The sequence below is a fragment of the Paenibacillus sp. FSL R5-0473 genome, assembly GCF_038004565.1.
Lineage (GTDB): Bacteria > Bacillota > Bacilli > Paenibacillales > Paenibacillaceae > Paenibacillus > Paenibacillus amylolyticus.
On the sequence record NZ_JBBORL010000001.1, the window covers coordinates 4112444 to 4130757 of the forward strand.

Annotated in this window: 20 protein-coding genes; 2 read left to right on the forward strand and 18 right to left on the reverse strand. The window is 43.8% G+C overall.

Going from position 1 to position 18314, the window contains the following annotated elements; translation table 11 throughout:
• Positions 1–47: 47 nt before the first annotated feature.
• Both MKY28_RS18010 and MKY28_RS18015 read right to left on the reverse strand, forming a co-directional pair.
• Positions 48–1424: a sensor histidine kinase gene (locus MKY28_RS18010; RefSeq protein ID WP_339198161.1), complete on the reverse strand. Its 1377-nt coding sequence runs from the start codon at positions 1422–1424 to the stop codon at positions 48–50.
• The gene (locus MKY28_RS18015; protein WP_282322204.1) at positions 1421–2098 is read right to left on the reverse strand and encodes a response regulator transcription factor; all 678 of its coding nucleotides are present in this window, start codon (positions 2096–2098) and stop codon (positions 1421–1423) included. The genes MKY28_RS18010 and MKY28_RS18015 overlap by 4 nt, the downstream gene beginning before the upstream one ends.
• A 292-nt stretch (positions 2099–2390) precedes the next feature.
• Here MKY28_RS18015 and MKY28_RS18020 point away from each other — a divergent pair, with 292 nt between their 5' ends.
• Complete coding sequence (locus tag MKY28_RS18020) at positions 2391–3374, forward strand: cation diffusion facilitator family transporter (RefSeq protein ID WP_076252671.1); 984 nt, start codon at positions 2391–2393, stop codon at positions 3372–3374.
• 147 nt (positions 3375–3521) lie between these two features.
• Here the strand turns inward: MKY28_RS18020 and MKY28_RS18025 are convergent, their stop codons facing one another.
• From MKY28_RS18025 to MKY28_RS18095, 15 genes are all read right to left on the reverse strand, one after another.
• Positions 3522–3818 carry an SHOCT domain-containing protein gene (locus tag MKY28_RS18025; protein ID WP_340032250.1) on the reverse strand — a complete coding sequence of 99 codons (297 nt, stop codon included), beginning with the start codon at positions 3816–3818 and terminating at the stop codon, positions 3522–3524.
• A gap of 152 nt (positions 3819–3970) precedes the next feature.
• Positions 3971–4222 carry a hypothetical protein gene (locus MKY28_RS18030; RefSeq protein WP_340032249.1) on the reverse strand — a complete coding sequence of 84 codons (252 nt, stop codon included), beginning with the start codon at positions 4220–4222 and terminating at the stop codon, positions 3971–3973.
• Between the two features lie 13 nt (positions 4223–4235).
• On the reverse strand, positions 4236–5276 hold the full coding sequence (locus MKY28_RS18035) for a hypothetical protein (protein WP_340032247.1): 1041 nt from the start codon (positions 5274–5276) through the stop codon (positions 4236–4238).
• Positions 5277–5462: 186 nt separating this feature from the next.
• Complete coding sequence (locus MKY28_RS18040) at positions 5463–8177, reverse strand: InlB B-repeat-containing protein (protein WP_340936531.1); 2715 nt, start codon at positions 8175–8177, stop codon at positions 5463–5465.
• A gap of 4 nt (positions 8178–8181) precedes the next feature.
• The gene (locus tag MKY28_RS18045) at positions 8182–10683 is read right to left on the reverse strand and encodes a X2-like carbohydrate binding domain-containing protein (RefSeq protein WP_257468239.1); all 2502 of its coding nucleotides are present in this window, start codon (positions 10681–10683) and stop codon (positions 8182–8184) included.
• 40 nt (positions 10684–10723) lie between these two features.
• Positions 10724–11122, reverse strand: coding sequence for a MerR family transcriptional regulator (locus MKY28_RS18050; protein WP_083684648.1), 399 nt, complete (start codon positions 11120–11122; stop codon positions 10724–10726).
• Between the two features lie 258 nt (positions 11123–11380).
• Positions 11381–11944: a MepB family protein gene (locus MKY28_RS18055; RefSeq protein ID WP_340936533.1), complete on the reverse strand. Its 564-nt coding sequence runs from the start codon at positions 11942–11944 to the stop codon at positions 11381–11383.
• Between the two features lie 71 nt (positions 11945–12015).
• Positions 12016–12879, reverse strand: a complete 864-nt coding sequence (locus MKY28_RS18060; protein WP_340032243.1) for a phosphotransferase — start codon at positions 12877–12879, stop codon at positions 12016–12018.
• Between the two features lie 128 nt (positions 12880–13007).
• Positions 13008–13556, reverse strand: a complete 549-nt coding sequence (locus tag MKY28_RS18065; RefSeq protein ID WP_340936534.1) for an HAD-IIIA family hydrolase — start codon at positions 13554–13556, stop codon at positions 13008–13010.
• A 38-nt stretch (positions 13557–13594) separates the two neighbouring features.
• Positions 13595–13810, reverse strand: a complete 216-nt coding sequence (locus MKY28_RS18070) for a hypothetical protein (RefSeq protein WP_340936535.1) — start codon at positions 13808–13810, stop codon at positions 13595–13597.
• Positions 13811–13832: 22 nt separating this feature from the next.
• Complete coding sequence (locus MKY28_RS18075; RefSeq protein ID WP_340936537.1) at positions 13833–14126, reverse strand: hypothetical protein; 294 nt, start codon at positions 14124–14126, stop codon at positions 13833–13835.
• 14 nt (positions 14127–14140) lie between these two features.
• Entirely contained in the window at positions 14141–15004 is an 864-nt protein-coding gene (locus MKY28_RS18080; RefSeq protein ID WP_340936538.1) for a DUF4085 family protein, read from the reverse strand.
• Between the two features lie 88 nt (positions 15005–15092).
• Complete coding sequence (locus tag MKY28_RS18085; protein ID WP_340936539.1) at positions 15093–15515, reverse strand: hypothetical protein; 423 nt, start codon at positions 15513–15515, stop codon at positions 15093–15095.
• 60 nt (positions 15516–15575) lie between these two features.
• A complete protein-coding gene (locus MKY28_RS18090) occupies positions 15576–16070 on the reverse strand; it encodes an NUDIX hydrolase (RefSeq protein ID WP_340936540.1) in 495 nt (164 codons plus the stop codon).
• A gap of 18 nt (positions 16071–16088) precedes the next feature.
• Complete coding sequence (locus MKY28_RS18095; protein WP_340936541.1) at positions 16089–16475, reverse strand: winged helix-turn-helix transcriptional regulator; 387 nt, start codon at positions 16473–16475, stop codon at positions 16089–16091.
• A 246-nt stretch (positions 16476–16721) separates the two neighbouring features.
• Here MKY28_RS18095 and MKY28_RS18100 point away from each other — a divergent pair, with 246 nt between their 5' ends.
• Positions 16722–17309, forward strand: a complete 588-nt coding sequence (locus MKY28_RS18100) for an NAD(P)H oxidoreductase (RefSeq protein WP_340936542.1) — start codon at positions 16722–16724, stop codon at positions 17307–17309.
• A 129-nt stretch (positions 17310–17438) separates the two neighbouring features.
• On the opposite strand, the gene MKY28_RS18105 is transcribed toward MKY28_RS18100, so the two are convergent.
• Positions 17439–18080 carry a FusB/FusC family EF-G-binding protein gene (locus MKY28_RS18105; RefSeq protein WP_340936543.1) on the reverse strand — a complete coding sequence of 214 codons (642 nt, stop codon included), beginning with the start codon at positions 18078–18080 and terminating at the stop codon, positions 17439–17441.
• Between the last annotated feature and the right edge of the window lie 234 nt (positions 18081–18314).

The window sequence follows — 18314 nt, forward strand, 5'->3', positions numbered from 1 at the left end:
ATAATCCAAGTATAGGAGGCGAAAATGAACGGCAAATGAATAACAGATTACATCTGCGGAAGTGTCACCGTAAAGACCGTACCCTCAGGCGAACTGGAAACCTCGATCGTACCGTCATGAATTCGGATAATTTTCTGCACAATGGCAAGTCCAAGCCCGGTTCGTCCAGAAGAACGTTCCCGCGCACGATCCACCCGATAGAATCGATCGAACAGGAAAGGCAGATGCTCCGCAGCAATCCCGTCTCCTGTATCCCGAATCTGAATCACACACTGGTTATCCGTCTGCTCGGCGTGAATCTCGATGCTTCTTCCCTGCGGTAGATGATTTACCGCATTGCCCAGTAGATTCATCCAAACTTGCATGAGCAGCACTTCATTACCGACTAGCTGGATGGATTCGGGCACCGAAATCCGAAGCAGCAGTTCTTTTTCTTCCAATTGCCATTGCAGCACCTGAACGGCTTGCCGGAATTGATCTCGCAGAGAGAACTTTACTTTGCTCAGATCTTCGTTGCCTTGTTCTAGGGAGGACAGGAGTAGCAGTTGTTTGCTGAGCAAAGAGAGATGACGGCTCTCCTCCTCAATGATTGATGCATAGTGCTCTCTTTCCTGTTCAGGCAGATCCCGATCCGCCACCAATTGGGCAAAACCCTGAATCGAGGTCAACGGCGATTGGATCTCATGGGATACGTTGGATACAAACTGCTGCCGAGCCTGATCTACCCTTTCCAATTCACGACTCATGGTCATGAAATGCTGGGCCAGCTGTCCAATCTCATCCCGCCGTGCGGTAGGCAATTTCAGATTATATTTTCCTTGCGCAATCCGTTTGGTTGCCTCGGACAGACGTTCAATCGGATTGACCAGATAGCGGGTACTGATCAGAAAGATCAGGATACTAATACCTATCGTCAATGCTCCAATCAGCGCAAAAAAGATCCGCAGCTCACCGAATTGCAGAATTACATCCGGACGCATAAAGAGAGCGTAATTTGCATTGCCTAGCTGTAGATGAACACCCACGGTATTGCTTAATTGATTATCGAAGAATCCGGTAATGAACGGTTTGCTTGGAAACTGGGCGACGCCATGGTATACCTCACCCCGCAGCACCAGATCTACAGCTTGCTTATTCAGATCTTTCTCACGGAATTCGCGGCCATAGAATTGGTTGTTGCCTTTTCCATCCGTTACATAGATTTCGTACCCGAGTGCGGCGGCATTGTTCAAATACTGCTCCATCGTGCCGGGTTGCTGTTCCACAAATTGCTTCATATGCGTCGCGATGCCCACCAGCTTCTCATCATTAAAATCCTTGAGCTTTGTATGATAGTAGATGTTGGACAAAAGAAAACCAAGCATGCCGCTGACCATAATCACGGCAATTGTAATGAGGAATACCCGGACGTACAAGGTCCTCAAGGTGCTTTCACCTCCATCTTGTAACCGATGCCCCGCACAGTCTGGATGATGAAATCGTCCGTATAATCGGCAAAACGATCACGCAGCCGCTTGATGTGCACATCAACGGTACGGTCATCTCCTTCGTAATCTGCTCCCCAAACGAGCCGAATGAGCTCATCCCGCGAGAACAACCGCCCTGGAAACTGGGCAAGCTGTGAGAGTAATTCAAATTCTTTCATCGGTAAAAAGAGAATGGATTGCCCATCGGTAACCTCCACATTGTTTCGGTCAATGACGATCCGGTTCATACGGATAATATCGCTGGATGTGCGATGGTACCGACGAAATAACGCCTTTACCCGGTAGACTAATTCTTCCGGTTCAAATGGCTTGGTCACATATTCATCTGTTCCTTTCAAATAACCATCTCTCTTGTCAGATAGCTGATCTCGTGCCGTCAGCAACATAATTGGAATATCGTAGTGCTGCCGAATGTAATCACATAACTCCAGTCCGTCCATGCCGGGCATCATCACATCGAGGATCGCCAGATCGATCGGCGTTTCTTGCATCAGTTTGACCGCTGCCAATCCATCCTGCGCTTCATGGACCCGGTATCCTTCCTTGGTCATGACATGCCGCAGGAGTGCTCGAATATTGGCATCATCGTCTGCCAGCAGCAGATGTTTCATAAGGTTGTCCGCCCTTCTATGTAACGAGTACATCTCACTTTGATCCTGCACAGATGGTAGCATAAAAGCAATCTCATTCGCCAGTACACATTCCCGGAAACACCGCGGCCATGTTTACATTTCCATGAATCTGGTTGACACTATTATGAGGCGCAACTATAATAAAACCATAACATATGAACAAACGCTCATATATTCATTTGTTAGTGGTTAACCATCGCTAAGGATCAATTATATCCACACTAGAAACCATATTACATAACGGAGCAAGGCTCCAAAGGAGAGGATTTATATGTCCGGACATCATCACGATCAGAACCATGGGCACGATCATGGACACAACCACGCTCATACTACCAATAACAAGAAAGTCCTGTTGTTTTCCTTCATTATTATTACCATCTATATGATCGTTGAAGCCATTGGTGGATTCATCACCAACAGTCTAGCGCTCATCTCGGATGCAGGTCATATGTTGTCCGATTCCATTGCGCTCGGGATCGCTTTGCTGGCGTTCACCTTTGGTGAAAAAGCGGTGAATACTGGCAAAACGTACGGATACAGAAGATTTGAAATTTTGGCCGCTACGTTAAACGGAATTACGTTAATCGCCATTGCACTCTACATTTTCTACGAAGCGATTGGGCGTTTTATCAACCCGCCAGAAGTCGCAACCGTAGGCATGTTAATCATCAGCGTCATTGGATTGCTCATCAATATTCTGGTGGCCTGGATCATGATGCGTGGTAGCGATACAGAGAATAACCTGAATATGCGCGGGGCTTATCTCCATGTCATCAGTGACATGCTGGGATCGGTTGGGGCCATCGCGGCAGCCCTGCTCATGATGTTCTTTGGCTGGGGTTGGGCCGATCCACTTGCGAGTGTAATTGTCGCGGCACTGGTATTGCGTAGTGGGTTCTATGTCACCAAATCATCCCTGCATATCTTGATGGAAGGCACTCCAGCCAATGTGGATGTGAATGAACTGGTGCAAACCATCAAACAAGTCGATGGTGTCAAAGGTGTACATGATGTGCATGTCTGGTCCATTACCAGTAACTTGAACGCGCTGACCGCTCATATCGTGGTGGATGGAACGATGGATGTTTATGCATCCGAGATCCTGGTTCAGAAGATTGAACATATGCTGGAACATAAAGAAATCAAACATGTGACGCTCCAAGTGGAGTCCGAAAAACATCTGCATGACACCTCGGTACTATGTACTGTCAAAGGCGACGCACCAGATGCCCATGCGCATCATCACCATTGAGATGGGTAACAAATATTAGTTGCTTCTAAATGAAAACAGGGCAGATTCTCCGGTGAAGGGAACGCCCTGTTTTTATTTTCCTAAGTCCAGCTTTTTGGTATGAGTAGAAAACAGAATAGCCTTTACCTAACCGTAGCGGCCTCTGGACTACTTGTATCTGGAGAGTAACTTCTCTTTCTTCTGATCGAATTCATATTCTGATATGATATTTTTCTCTTTTAAGTCACCTAGCTGAAGCAGTTGTTCATGAACATTTACAGGGGTCTTTTTTCTCTTGCTTGATACGATCAAAGCTAGGATTGAGAAAAGCAGACCATACAGTCCACCCAGAAGTCCCAAAACTGCCGCTACCTCCGCACCTTCTTGCGAACCATCTAAAAAAACTGCTATTAACAAAAAATTAAGTACGTACCAAATAAGACTGACGATCGATAATGCTTTCAAGATTATTCCTCCTAAAGGTTATGTATGTTTCTATCAAAATCAGGAAAGGCAGGTCAGAACACTAAATATTAACCTCGTCCCAGTTCACTATGACGTATCCAAGTTGAAACAGCAGGATAACAATATAAATGATGTTGATTCCCAAACTGGTCTTAACTTTCTTGATCTGATCCAAGAAATCTTCTTTGTTCATTTTTCCGCGTTCCAGCTTGGACTTCATCCAAGCCTTTCTCAATTCCTAGCTTAAAGCTTACATTCACACTCAAGGTCAAAACGACTAAACCAAAACCTATAAAACTTAAATACGGTGTGAATTTGTTGCTTCGCATGTGCTCTTCCCTTCCGGCAATCTCCATTTGTCTAGTGACTGTTTCATTCAAGATTGCAAATTCACTGTAGCCCAAATACTCAATCTCATTAATCTCCGCCACCACCACAAGATGAACAGCTGGATGAGCTGCAAGAAGAATCGGAAGATGATCCCGAGGATGATCCAGATCCTCCCGAGGAACTACTGCTGTCGGTACATTGATCCGCATAACAGCTGGAACTGCTCGTGCAGCCACTGCTTGACGAGGAACCATAGGCTGCCTTTTCCTGTGGAAGAATTTCCTGCTCCAGCCGGCCCATGTGTAGCCCATATGTCGCCACGTTATGCATGGAGTAATACACCATGGCGCTAGCCATGACGAGAGCTACATCGCTACTTCCGGAAGACGCTGGAGATAGCTCGTCTTTACTTAGAGTTGCGCATCTACGTAGTTGATCAATCAAGTAGATAATCACCTGAGCAGCTTCAGGATCCTCCTGCATGCGTCTGGCATGAAACAGTTCATTTACCAGTTCGAATTGATCTCCCTGTGCGATCAGCTTCTGTACATCACTGGATAATGGGTAAGTGAAAAAATCACCCCAGATTGCAGCACTGTAGGGGGTGAACTCAAATAATTGACAGTACACCCAGTCAAACCATGCACGTGCTCCTGGCGTTTCGCGGCGGGTGATTGCCGGCTCATGGTGTACCGTGGAACCCATTAATTCTGCACAAAAATCAGCGTAAGATTTCGTAAACATCAGCATCTCATGCCACAAATCATCAACTTCATCACTGAACATGGGCACCTGCTTAAGTAATGAAGCCATAATGAAATATCGCTTAAGTTCTATCAATTTCCACCGATACTCCAGCGTTTTCATGTGAGGATATTCCTGTTGAATTCGGATCTTGAGTTTGTTGGCAAAATGCTTATTGTAACTCTTCTCCAATTGAAGAATGGTTTGCTGATAGGAGACTTCTTCTCGAAGTCCAAGATTCAATGGTGCTTTTTTTCGTCTGTACGTAACTTTCATCTGTTTTCTGCGTCTTCCTGCTGCTGGACGGAAAATCTTGAGCTTACGTCGAACCAAATAGGCTGTTACAACTAATAAAACTGCTGCAAGGTAGTAGTAGGTCGGCATAATAAAAACCGCTCCTCTCCGTGATCTTCTCTATGTAGGGTTAAACTATCATTAGTATATATAACAATACCGATATTTTAAAGAGCCCTAGCATGTATGTTCCCTGCTCATCATCAATTAACAACAAAAAAACCAGGCTCTATTAAAAACATAGAGCCTAGTTTTGTACATCAGTAAATTATCCCATCAGTCATTCGGGTTATCAATTAGATTGGTCTCTATCAAAAACCTTTGCACTATTGCTGCAGTTTCACCTCGGGTAAGGTTCTTTGTAGGCATCAAGCCTTCATTCGATCCTTCTACAAGTCTGTTCTTCACAGCTGCAGCCATGGCCTGCTTTGCCCATAATGCAACCATTGTTTGGTCTGCGAATGGAGAAAGCAGAGAGTCTGGAGAGGCTCCGTCAGCTGCTATACCCGCCAGTCTCATCGCCCGGTTTATGATCACCAATGCTTCCTGCCGAGTAATAGCTTGGTTAGGAGCAAAGGTCCGGTTCTCATAGCCTTCAATCAAGCCATACTCCACAGCCTTAGCGATAGAGCCTGCGTACCAATCACTGGACAAGACATCATTGAATGCACTCTCGGTGCCAGTGTCAGACAAGCCCAACGCACGAACCATAATGGCTGTAAGTTCTGCTCTAGTGATGACAGCATTCGGTTCATAATGATTCTCATCTTTACCTTTGATAATCAATCGGGAAGCCATATCATTAACGGCCTGCTTTGACCAGTGACTTTCCACATCCGCAAAGGTCTTTGGATTCCAGATCAGGAAGTAATCGCTGTTGGTGAGACTGTTCACGGTCGCATAATTCTTCCCTTCACGAGTCGTGAGATAGGTTGGTACGTGGCGTACACGGCCATCTGAATTCAGCACGGCTGCCGTCGTCACCTTGCTCACATCGATACCAGCGGGAAGCGGAATTTCACGTTCCACGTAGCTGCTAAACTGCTCAACAGCTACTATTTTACCATTGTAAGAAGCTGTTACATTAAAAGTGACCGGCGGGGCTGCAACCTCAAAGCCTCCTTGCGCAGAAGCAGTCTTGGCGAGAACAGCTGTATCCTCATCGCTCTTAGCAATCTCCACCTGAACGACAATGTCAGAAAGTTTAACTTGTTCGCCCAGTTTAGAGGAAATATCATCGATGTTAATTTGCCCAGCAGGCAGCTTATAGGTACCGTTTGTCGTTTGTACCTCCAAGATCGATTGTTTAATTTCCATACTTTTCACTGCTTCACCGGTCAAAACCACTAATACTTTGTCTGTTTTGGCGGTCACAGGAATGACCACGGTGGATTTGTCAGCAGCCTTCTTAAGTTGATCAGCTAGTTTGAATGAATCAATTGTAGCCTTCAGCACCGATTTTCCGTTCTCTATAGCCGTCGATCCTGTAGCAATTTGGTCTTTCACAATACCGTCAACAATGACTTGAAAACCGACTGGTTTATCGTCGGACGACGTACTTGGAACGGATGGCATGCCAGAGTTATTTGAGTTATTTGAGTTGTTCGAATTGTTCGAACCATTGCTTGTCCACTTCGCATACAATGTCATATCCGAGGTGACTATATCCGTTGCATAGTTCCAAGCATTTGTACCCGCTGCTTCTTGGTACCAACCTGCAAATGTGTAACCGGCTCTCGTCGGTGCTGTCGGAGCACTGATTGTCGTGCCACTATTCACATTGGAGATACTGGAAACCTCGCTACCTCCCTGCGAGTTAAATGTAACCATATGTTGCACTGGTCCCTCGATTACGGTTACCTTGCCAGGGGTAAGCGTTTTGTTCATCTCTATCCCTGATTCATCCATGATGGAGAATAGAGCGGAATCTTCTGTCTGCACTGTCAGCGCCTTCTCGCCTAACACTGCCTCGCTCTTCACTTTGAAGCTAACAGTAAACATTCTCTCTCCGGCAAGGATCGGTGTATCTCCCCCATCATTATCTACCCATACTGTTTTGAGCCAGCCTGCATCGTTATCGTAATTGGAGTCGAAGTAATCTCCAACGTTTCCCGTAACTCCCGTTACTTCCAAATCTTCTGTGTCAAAATCAAGCTGTACGCTATAGGCTGCTATTCCATAAGTTAAGTCGGTCACTGTGACTGGTACGTCCACCGTGGAGCCAGGCATTCCGCTCACCGAGCCAACCTGAATCTGCACCGCGTGCCGCGTCCATTTCGCATACAACATCATATCAGACGTTACCGCGTCTTCTTCAAAGTTCCATGCATCCGCAACGGACGCATCCTTGTACCAGCCTGCAAACGAGTAGCCCGCCTTCGTCGGCGCTGGAGGAGCACTGATCGTCTTGCCGCTGTCCACGTTGGTCACACTCTCTACAACACTGCCTCCCTGTGAGTCGAATGTCACAGTATGCTTAATCGTACTTTTTGTCTTTACCGTTACCTTCCCAGACTCAACTGAGGTGGAAGCGAGTTCATCACCCTCGTAGAGGTCATGTTTTATCACATTAAAATCCCAGTCTCCAGGCTCTGCAGAGTCCGTGATTTTGAAATGAAGAGTGAATGCCTTTGTATCTGCTTCTGTAATGAATACTGGATTAGCCTTGATATTGATCGTCCCATTACTAGAAAAATCCGATTCAAAACCCCCTTCATCAGAAATGACCCCCAACTCATCTGTCACTTCATTTCCAGGTACCAACGCCAACGTAGATTCATCAAATCCAATCGAAATGTCATAGTGATTGATCAGATCCTCCGGTGTCAAATGTACCGAAATGTCAACGAAATCTCCAGGATATCCTTGTTCGCTGCTTACCTTAATCGAGTTTGAAGCTACATCTGAACTAGATTCGGCATAACCCATTGTTCCAAAAGTTAAAAATACAACGACCGCCATCATTATTGAAATCCATTTTTTCCAAGCCATCATATCAACCCTTTCCTATGGCGATGGCAAGAATCGCTTTGACATCCTCATCGTCCCATTTCCCATCACCATTCATATCAAGCGCGTGCAATTGCTCCGGCGTAAGTGTAATCTTGCCTTTCATGTATTTGGTTAACAAAAGTGCATCAGCAGCAGTCACTTTACCGTCGCCATCTGCATCTCCCATGACAAACACCGTGTATTGTGCAGTATACGTTACATTAGCTGTTACTGTGGATGTACCTACTTCATGACTACTAAGCTTAGTGATGCCACCATCGCTGCTCCATCCTGCAAAATGGTACCCCTTAGCAGGCGTGACTGTAGGCACGTTTACTGGATGTCCGCCAATCTCTACCTGCTCGCTCGTGCCGTCGATTGTCCCATGCTCTCCTTGTAAGTAGCTAACCGTCACGACCTTTGGTGTAGTGTTATTAATTGTAACTACCAGCTTCTGTGTAGCCCCTGTACTAAAGGTAAAGTTCAGGTCTATTGTTCCTTCTGCTTGTTTGACCAAATACTCCTTACGGATCGTCACAGTACCCGCAACCATCTTGTAATCGCTGTCCAATACGAGCTTCTCGGCTCCATTTTCAATTCCAGTGAATTCATTCCCATTTAAGACGACTTCTGTTTCAATATCCTTGTAATCTGCAGATGAACTGTTTTTGTCAAAAGAAGCGGTTGTAGGATCGATCGTGCTGTTCATAACCGATTTCCGCAAAATAAGTCCATCCAAACCTATCACTACATCCTCGCTTCCGCTTGAGATGCTGCCGCGCAGATCAACCTTTGTCCCGCTTATTTGCTTGGTCCAAGTGATACCATCCGGTGAAGTAAGCAGGACTCCAGAGTTACCAGTAGCCTTAAATCCATTCATGTCATAATGTATACCTTGAAGCACATTATTTACCGTACTCGTTACAGTACTCCAGTTTTCCCCGTTGGAAGAAGTGATGATTTTTCCACTTGGTCCAACGGCAATAAACAAACCGTTACCGTATGCGATATCATATATATACCTTGAAGAGTCACTCGGTTGTTCCTTCCATGTAACCCCATCAGGCGATGTCACAACTGTACTCCCGCCTACGGCAACATATAAACCATTTCCATAACTAATGTCAGTAAGCGGAACTGACACTCCACTTGTTCGGCTCGTCCAAGTTTCACCATCCGGTGAAGTCATTATTTTGCCAAAAGCCCCTACAGTCACATATTGATGATCACCATATACGCTATCCAAGAGTGTCCCTTCATCTAATAATTGCTCTGTCCAAGATACTCCGTTAGATGAGGTCATAATAAGCCCAGTATTGGAGAGTCCGGAAAGTTCTTTATACCCTACGGCTATGAATTTGCCGTTACCATAGCTAACACTACTGATATAATCTCGTTTATACGGAAAAACTGCCTTTTTTCGGTTTACCCAATTTTGTCCATCTTCAGATGTGTAAATTGCACCTATCAGACTCGTCGATCCTATCATTTCATAACCAGCTGCAACAAATATGCCATTGCCATAAGTCAGGCTTTCAAGACCTGCAGCTGTTCCCCTCAACTGATCTGTCCAAGTCATTCCATTATTAGAGGTTAAGATCACACCACTGTAACCAACAGCAAAAATGAGACCATCCCTAGCAAAAACACCATTAAGATCCTTTATAGTACCTGTGGTTTGAACTGTCCAGTTCGTTCCGTTAGCTGAGGTCACAATGGTGCCTCCTCCACCGACTGCTACATATAAGTTATTAAGGTTGTCATAAGTCACTGTGTTAAACGTGACCGTGGAATTGCTGATTGCGGTTGTCCAACTGTTACCATCACTGGATGTGGCAATCAAACCACCTTGACCAACAGCTACAAATTTGTTATTGCCATAAGTTACTCCATTAAACATATAGGTATTGTTGACTGTTGCTGTGCTCCAAGTAGTTCCATCGGCAGATTGGATCACAGATCCTCTTTGCCCGACACCAACAAACTTATTCTTGCCGTAAGTAACACCCATATGATATGTACTGGTTACTGGCTGCCCCGTCCAAGTTATCCCGTCTGTGGATGTCATAACAATTCCATTGGCCCCTACTGCTACGAACTTCCCGTTGGCAAATACAACGCTAGTTATAGCGTAAGAGGTGATATTCTGTCTCTGAATTTTCCATTGAGTTTCACCGTCTACTAGGGTTACTATCAAACCACTTGATCCAACTGCGACAAATCTGCCATTACCGTAGATGATACTTGCTAGATTGGAATTCACTGCTTGTGGATGGTCCGAGACTATCCAATTCTTACTATCAGTGGAAGTGATAATTACTTGATTTCGTCCCACAGCGACAAATTTATTGTTGCCATAGGCTACAGCACTAATCGAATTAGCCGTAGGGAATGGACTCACCTGTTCCCATTCGCCAGAAACAGCTTGCGCAGAATTTTGTGTCATGAATGCCACCATTATCAAAAATGCCAGCATAATCACTAGCCCTCGTTTGAAAGATGCCATCTTTTTGCCCCCTATGCTCCCCTTCAAATCATGTTCCTCCTCATTTACATTTAAAATTTGAAACTTCACGTGAATTATAACAAACGATTCTGAACCGATTCTGAACATGCGTTTTTTGTTTTCCCAGCCGAAAATGCCAAAAAACGCCATACAATTCATAATTATGGCGCTTATATTCGTGAAGGATCGCTTTCCGTTGTGGAATCGTTGAATCCCCGTCCAGTGCCAGACTAACCATCTGTTTCAGTGTAGATACTTTCATACCCGTTGCCCTGAAACAGGACATCAGTCTCATCCAATCCAGATGTTCTTCCTCGAACATCCGATTTCTATGTTGATCCCGTTGAATGTAAGGGAGCATTCCCTCCTTCTCGTAGTAACGAATTTTATGTGCAGGACAACCCAGCTGCTCCGAAGCTTCTTTTATCGAGAAAGCCATACTGCTGACTCCACCTTTATATTCATTTTTGGATGCATTTGGCCGGTTTTTTTACATCCTAAGGCTTAATGTTCACATTAAGGCAAGCACAAATTTCAAAAAAATCAACTGAACTGACGTTCACTATTCTAACAAATGGAGGACATAACACATGCTTCAGTACTGGGAAATAACGATTAGAGGAGATATGACGAAAAGATCGGTGACAAGCTGATATTCAGAGGAGAAGAGTTTGGAGATGCTGGGCTACTTTATCACTTACTTCAATCGTTTGGTGCCATAAAGTACCCGGGCTTGATCACAGTTCAATGGTTCGGTAAAAGGTACTTCCAAGAAGTATTCCAGCTGCCATTGCTGCGTTTTTAGAGCCTGTTTACTTGTTGGTTTGTCCCAAGGCGGATATACACGTATTGCGCGCTTGCCACCTTTGCCTTGATCCGATAGGATATCTCGCTGTAACAATACATGCTTCGGAAATACAAATTGCCCAAAGTGGCTGCCTGTGTGCGTACTAATGACATACACATCTGCTGGATCTGATCCATCATATGGCTGTGTCGTTCCATCCTCACTCCGCTGCCATAGGGTAACAAATTGTCCGATCTTGGTTGGCGTGGTTTTGGCGACGCGAAATCGAATGGAGAGAGCATTTATGGTGAACACATATGCACCATATTCAGCATTTTGTGTTTCTTCATGTGGTTGTGAGCATACAAAGCCACACTTGTCATAGATAAGTTCTTTACTGGCAAGTAAGTCGCCATGAAGCATCTCGGAGGTCGTCCAAGAATTCGGACGATTCAAAAACCTTTTGTTATCCAACTTGTGATATCTCTCCTGTCTTGTATAGTCTGAACTAAGGCACTTGCGATAGCTGTAAAAAGTTTGTTAGTTCAAAGTTCCTGACATAATCGCTTCCATTCATGCCAAGCCTTCAAATACTCAGGCAGATCATCAGGATGATGCTTGTTACTCAGCCCAATTCGGCAATATAGATGGACCAGAGCTTCCTCTATCAATCTGGATTTATCCATATCTACTTGCTCTAAAAGTTCGAACGTAGCAAATAATGTTTCGGTGTTGATATCATCCGGCGAAGAGCTAAAAGCATACAAGAAATCATAGAGGATAGGTCCAACCATTGGAGATGGGTCAATAACGCCGATGAGTTCATTTTGATCATATACAAAATTATGAACCCCCGTATCGCCATGTAAAAGAAACTTTTCTTCTTCCTCATGAAAAAGACGATCCACTTTGGATTGAACCAGATTATAATCATCTGTCGTTAAAACACTTCCGATATTCATCTTTGCTTCATGAATACTAATCTGATTGAATTCTTTCCATGTCCTCTGTGGGAACTCTATTCTGCCCCATGATTTCGTATCTGTAGAACGCACATATGTATTGAATAACTCTTTCACCAGACGAGTTAACCAGTCTCTCTTCAGGCCCCGGTTGAAATGGGTCGTACCTTCCATATACGTATAAATGAAATAAGTGTTATCCGGATCCGTCAACAAAACTTCAGGCAGTAACGAAGAATTCTTATACGTATCCAAAAACTTCTGGGCGATGTGAATCTGTTCGGGTTCATCTGATTTCAAAATATAGTGCTTATTCAGACTTGTACTCAACCGATAAATACGTCCAGCTGTGGTACCTGACAAACTTTGAATTTCAGATATTTCTTCGTTGATAGAATGCATCTTGAATAAGTCATTGATCTCATTAATCGTTGGATTAATTAACATATGGTTCTCCTCATAATAACTAGGATCTGAATTCATTTGGTGAACATAAGATGTGTTTGAATTCCAGTTGCACAGTGGGTTGAATTATCTTTCAAAATGGGCTCGTTCTTCTTGGTTGGAGCTAAAAATTATTCTCTGAATTCTCTTCCATGAATGATCCATTGTACGGCATCCCAAATATCCTCTGCGATATAATCAGGTTCGGTCTCCGTCCATTTGTCTCTGAATTTGGTTAATGAAGATTCTCCCCAGCCTGTTCTCACCATGATCTTGGTCGCTCCTACGGCATGGGCAGCAAGCATGTCTGTATCTCCTACATCTCCAATAACGATACATTTGGATAAATCCAAACCGAGTTCCTCTGATGCCTGTAATAACATTCCGGGTTTAGGCTTTCTGCAACTGCATTCTTGCTCATGCGGACATATATAGGAGTGATCGAATCCATACTCACGAAATTGCTCTTCAAAATCCTCAACACTTGCTTCTCCACGTGAGATTCGATATTGATTCGTAAAAGCCAGCAACATAATTCCTTCTCGCTTCAAACGAGTAATTGCTTCTTGAGCATTGGGGTATAATCTGAAATCTCTCGGATGAATAAAATGACCTGTACCACCGATTGTCCCATCTCTGTCTATAAAAACAGCTTGTACGTTTCCCTGTGGTTTCATCATGGTCTGTTCCCTTCTTAGAAAAATTTCAAGTCGTTCATCTATACTTTTTCGTCAATAATATGCTTGCTACCATCTTGCTGCTTATGGTGTTGCAATTTTTTAATTTCAGTTTTCAGATAGTGTACTTCTTTGATTAATACATCCAGCTTTTTCGAAGTTTTGGATGAATCTATCGCATAACGTACAATTGCAGCAAAGATAAGAACGATAATTAAACTTATAATTGAGATCACTACAGTCCAGATAAATTCCAAAATGGTGTTCAACTCCTTGCTGTCAAAATAATATGTTATAAACCTCTTCTGAAAACCAAAACCATATGATCCCTAATATAACCATTATGGTGCCTAGTACTTTTAATATTATTTCGATATGTTTAGGGATATCACTATTAGGTGGGTTATCTTCAAACTCGTAATTCGGTTTAATTTTTCGATATCTCATCAGAACAAATATTTTGTATAGAAAATCAGGAAAGAAGTAACATGCAATGCCCACGACAAATACGGGAATAGATAAATAACCAAAGGTACTGGTGGTCCATTCCATCTCTATTCCCTCCATATTCATCCTCTTGGCCTCTCTCATTCTTCCTCTACGAGAATATCAGCACAGCGAACAATTAATTCAGGCATATTCTCTCCCTCAAATAAAACATGAAGCTCATATCCGTTATCGATCCGATACAGCTCTTGATACAGCAAGTAACTGCCTACAATCCCACCGTCTTGCTTGATGATTTCGGGTGCAACCAGCGTAAGTTTATTTATGTTTGTGAAGCCCCCACGGGTGTCAAAACGAATGACCACCTCATCACCCGTCAGCAGTTCTGTCACTGTACAATCATGGTATTGAATCCGCCCATGTATTTCATCGGAAATATCCTGTGCCATCATCACTTCTCTAAATTCTTTCGATATGCGTTCCATTTCTCTTCTATTCTCTGCACTCTGTTTATTCAGCTGGAGCATAACTTCTCTCGTGCAATAACCCAACGTAAATACACGAATATCCGCAATTTGTTCAACGATTTCCTGTGGCAAATTCTCCGCCTTGTATTGAAAATTCCACTCCATCGATTCTTTGTACTCTTCCTTACATTTCTTCTCATCAAAAGGAGGGCGCACATCATATTCTGCAATGAGTTTCTTGATATGCGCTCGTTCTTCCGGAGGCATATGATAAATGATCTGATCCTCTTCTGTCACTTCTTCGCCACTGAAAGCTTTGTCTACGCGAGTAAGTACTTGACCATCATGCTCAAGCATGAAACGTGGGTCCAAGTTATATAACTCTCGCTCCTGCTTCACATGCGCTCTTTCCTTTCTTTTATACAGCCTTAAAAATAGATTTTCATCGAACTCGTTAGCCCCGTTATGTACTCTTAAACCAAAATGAAGATGTGTCTGCTGACAAAGCTCATACCATTCTTTCGTTAGATATCTCATATGCATCTCTCCTGTTGATTTTTAGAATCTACTTTGTTATTGAAGCATAGACCTTTTTAATTTGTGACGAGAATTAAGCTGCACCTCCTCAACGATTCCTTATACTCAACAGACGTACTGGTCTACCCCAAGGTTTGAAAAAATTGTGTTTGATCTCTTTGTCGTTTCGCGCGGCCCATTCATGCACAGCTTCTACGCCTGCGGACTCCTGACCTCGTTGAAAATAAAAACATAGATCCATCGGCACTAACCTTTTACCATAGAGTTTGATGCCAATCCGTCTGTAATTCATATAAATACACTCAATCTGAGATGCATCATATCTCTGGTTTTTCGTAGAGATCACATGATCGCTCTCCAGCGTAATACTGGGTTTAGTGAAAAATAAACGCCAGATGAGGAAAACGATATAACCCAGAATATAGGTCAATATAACGATCAGCGAGTACTTCAGAATACCATTTTTATCGTAAATACCATCCCTGAAAAGTATAGCTTCAATGACCAACATACATAGTAGGCTCAACCATACTCTTGGATAAATCGTCTTGTATGTGATGAGTTCCACCTCTTAATCATTCTCTCCATTAATCCGAAGCCACTCAGAAGGAGCTTTTCTGGCAAAATACTTTTCAACAAAACCCAAAATGTTATCAATCCCCGGCAATGCCGCATTTTCTTTGGCTTCGTCAAACGTCATCCATTGGTACTCGGTATGTTCATGATTTAACCGGACAACCTGGATTTCATCCACGTATCCTACGAATACGGGAGCGGTATAGATATACTCCCCCATGGGTGAATAATATTGTTCGAATTGATTGGCAGAATACAACCGGACTTCTGTAATGCCTGTTTCCTCGTGAACTTCTCTAAGTGCAGCTTCCCATGCCTTCTCGCCCTGCTCTATACCGCCGCCAACATAACACCATTCATTATGCAGCATACGACCAGCCCGCTTCAGCATCAGTACACGGTATTGATCGAGGCTCTTCTTCAACAGAACTACAGCCACACCTTCACAACGAATGGGAACTGCCTGTTTCACGTGCTCTGTACCATCCATCTTTTCGTGCCCCTCTCTTCAACTTTCCTGAGAATCGAAGTCCTCCATAACTTTAAATTTATCCCCGTGGATTTTGTCCAGATGCTCTTCTCCCCAATAACATAAATGGTCCAAGGCAGGCTTGAGTCCCCAGCCGTAGTCCGTTAACTCATATTCCACTTTGGGAGGAACCTCCGAATATACCTTGCGCTGTATGATCTCATCCTTTTCAAGTCCTCTGAGCTGTGTTGTCAGCATCTTCTGTGTAATGTCCGGTATTAACCGCCGAAGCTCCGACGTGCGTTTCCGTCCTGTCATTAAATGATAAATAATCAAAGGCTTCCACTTCCCACCCATTACTTCCAAGGCCGCTTCCACGCCAACTTTATATTTTTTTGGAGTACTCGTTTCTCCATGTTCTGTCATTTTTGAACCCCTCCATAATGAGACTGTATCCCAAGTGAAATATAAACTTTTTGCTGCTCTTCTTTCTATTATTTAAGCCCATTTCGAGGCATCCATTTAGAGTACTTTAATGTTCCTATGGCACTTCATTCTTCCTATAGAACATCAAAGTGCGTACTTCCAGATGTTTTCATACCTGTTTATAATAGCATCAGCCACTGATTTATGGCTACAAGACTGCAATCCAGAAAGGTAGTGAAAGATAAGATGAACGTACTCGTTGTAGTATCCCACCCAAGAAAAGACTCCTTGACCTTTCAGGTAGCTCAACGTTTTGCACAGGGTCTTACTGATGCCGGTCACGGTTATGAGATATTGGATTTGCATGGGATTGGCTTCGACCCAATTCTCCGAGAGATGGATGAACCAGACTATACCCAAGAAAATCAGGTATTCTCGCCTGAGGTTGAGACGGAGATGGAGCGGTTGAAGAAACACGATGCTGTGGCTTTTGTGTTTCCTCTCTGGTGGTGGCATCTGCCAGCCATGTTGAAAGGTTATGTGGATCGTGTCATGAACAACGGATTTGCCTACGGCGCGAACAAACTCTCTCATCAGCAGATATTGTGGATCGCTCTTTCGGGTGTGACGGAAGAACAGATGCAGAAGCGCAACTATGGTCAATCGATCGCCAATCTGCTCAATGTGGGGATTGCCGATTATTGCGGCGTGTCCCAATCGAGGGTTGAGTTTATATATGAAACGTTGGAATCCAAGCCTGAGCATTATGAGACACTGCTGAACCATGCACATCACTTGGGACTGAACTATGCCAACGATATTCCGACTTCATGATCGTATGAGAAAAAAGGTGTGAACCTAATATGAATTCTGAAGTTTAGTGGTACGTTCAATAGCGGATTACTATACTTGAACACGGCAAAAAGGTCGCTCCGAAGAGCGACCCTGCCTGTGTGTCTTGCATTATTTTACTGTCGAGAGAAGAAACTTCTCCAGCATAGTGATATCGGTAATACTATGGTTGCAAGCTGTGTTATCCATGCATACGTACTGGGCCACGGAAGAAATGTTGTCCGGCGTATAACTCTTGGTTTTCACGTTGAAAAATCCGAGCTCCTGATGGCGATGACAGAACATGCAATACCCTTTCTTGTTCGTGGCTGTAAGCCGTCCCTCAATTCCGAGGAATCTGCCTTCATGCGGATACACGATGAACAAGCGATCGGTAGCAATGTCGGTCCATCTCAGATAAGTTGTACGTGCGTAATCGATGGATTCCAGATCCGGCACTTTGAGCTTCTTTACCTTGGGAAACAGCTTCTGAATTTGTTTCGCGGATACTTGCGGAAATGGAATCAGATATGCTTCCAGCTGGTTCAGATACGTCTGCAATTCATGTGTCGTCTCATACGTGGATAACTGCTCCAGCAGTTGCTTCTGCTCCGAAGTGAGTTCATCGAAGATGCTCACCGCATTTGTGCCGACCGTATAACGGACGGTTTCCAATACTTTGGGATCCACAACCGAGCGTAGCGTTTTGAGCAGGAAATCAGCTTGTTTTTGAATATAATTAAATTGATGATTCTGAATAAATGGTGTTTGCATGGCGTTCAGCCCCTTATTTTTATTGGAAGAACAAATAAGGTGCAAAGCCTGCGGGATGTAACATTATGTTGATGTTGATTCCAGGGCAAACAATCTCATTTTTGTCGCGCCCTACACAAAGTCCGCCCCTATTCAGGCTTTGCGTAAGGCTTTCTAGCGAACGAGCAATCCGGCATTATCCATATTGCCACGTCATAACCCCCAATACGATAGATATATCGAAATTATAACAGG